This window comes from Streptomyces katrae, from assembly GCF_000966975.1.
Lineage (GTDB): Bacteria > Actinomycetota > Actinomycetes > Streptomycetales > Streptomycetaceae > Streptomyces > Streptomyces katrae.
Window position 1 is genome coordinate 1 of sequence record NZ_JZWV01000394.1, and the last position, 1,684, is coordinate 1,684.

At 72.3% G+C, this 1,684-nt stretch carries 1 protein-coding gene and 1 pseudogene; one reads left to right on the forward strand and one right to left on the reverse strand.

Annotation, left to right across the window (positions count from 1 at the left end; translation table 11 throughout):
• A partial coding sequence (locus VR44_RS15225) for a pyridoxamine 5'-phosphate oxidase family protein (RefSeq protein ID WP_245691828.1) occupies positions 1 to 632 on the reverse strand: 632 nt, incomplete at its 3' end.
• A 199-nt stretch (positions 633 to 831) separates the two neighbouring features.
• Between VR44_RS15225 and VR44_RS15230 the strand changes: the two are divergent.
• A pseudogene (locus tag VR44_RS15230) lies at positions 832 to 1,684 on the forward strand (DUF6891 domain-containing protein); the annotation flags it as partial.

Below are 1,684 nucleotides of genomic sequence, written 5' to 3' on the forward strand. Positions count from 1 at the left end.
GTGCGCCCCAGCTGTTCGGCTCCGGGCAGTGGCGGGGTGCCGGCGGCGGTGGCCGGCAGGTCGTGGTTCGGCAGCTCTTCCAGGGGCGGCCGCACGATGACCTGTTCCGGGTCGACGGTGATGAGGAGGCGCAGGTAGTACCAGGACATCATCGGCCTCATGGGGAGCCGGAGGTAGGCGCGGCTGTGCGGCTGCCGTTCGAAGAGCCTGCGCCAGTACTCCTCGGCGCCCCGCGGGCCCGTCATGACCGTATCGGGGCACTCGGCGCGGCCGCTGACGAAGATCTGCGGGGCGTGCTCGAGCCCGCTGCCCGTCGGGTCGGAGAAGAGCAGGGCCACCCGGCCGTCGCGCCGGACGTTGAACGCCTTCTGCGCGAAGGCGAGGGAGGTGGTCAGCAGGAGGGTTCCGTCCTCACGGCGTGCGACGGCCGTCGGCCAGGCCAGCGGTGTTCCGTCCTTCGCCAGGGTGACGAACTCGCAGGTGCGGTAGGCGTCCAGGACGCCGGGCGGCGCGGAGTCGAGCGGCGTCGTCGCGCCGCTCCGGCCGGCAGGGCGCTCACCGGCGGGGGCGAGGGGGCGGACGGGGTCCGTCTCGTGGGTGTGGGGACCTCGGGGGGCACTGCTGGGGGACACGCTCGTTTGCTCCAGGGTCGAGTGGCGACAGCGGATACGACAGCGTGGCCGTCCCCTCTTGGTACGCACTTGGCGTTGACTTGCCGCTCCTGCTCCACGGGGCGCACCGCGGCCGCCCGCCACCACCGAGGCCGGGGGGCGCGGTTGTGACGCGGATCCCGGGAGGGTCGCTGTCAGAGGGGTGTGTCAGAGTCTGCGCATGCTTGAGATCGTGGTGGAGACGGAGAACTGGGAGCGGCACGTCCGCGTGTCCGCTGAGGAGCTGGCCGCCCTGGTCCGGCGCATCGGCGATGAGGGGGACCGCTTCCTGGTGGTCCAGCAGGTACCCGACCTGCCCGACGTGTTCGCCCAGGTCTGGCACCGACGTGTTCGACCAGGTCTGGCACAAGGCCGGGGGCGACTACGAGCTGGAGTACCGGGACGGCGCCGCCGACCGCCACTTCCGGGCGACGGCCGACGGGCCCGAGGCCGTGATCGCGGCGGTGACCGGCTGGGCCCGCCGGGAGGCGGGCTGGGACGCCGGTCTGGAGTGGTCGCTGCTGGACATGGCACCCGCCTGCGAGGTACCGCCGCTCGACCTCGACGAGAGCGATCTCGAGGAGTTGGAGGAGTGCGTCCGTGAGGCGCTGGTCGGGGGTTACGCCACCCGCGCCGAACTGGCCGAACTGGCCGAGGACTACTTGGTCAGCGGAGATCACCGGCCCGTCTCGCGCGAGCAGGCGCAGGCGCTGGCCGACCGGATGTGGCTGGAGCGGGTCGCGGAGCAGGCCGAGTGGGAGGGTGAGACCGATCCTGAGCGGCTCACCCGCGCGTTCACCGCCCTGGAGGAATCCGGAATCACCGCCCGCGAGAACTTCACCTGCTGCCGCAGCTGCGGCCAGTCCGAGATCGGCGGAGAGGGCGGGCCCGATGCCCGTGGCTTCGTCTACTTCCACACCCAGTGCACCGGCTCCGCCGCGGCCGGCCATGGTCTGACCCTCCTCTACGGCGGCTTCGACGGTTCGCCCGAGACCACCACGGCCATCGGGCACGAGGTCGTGGCGGCCCTCAAG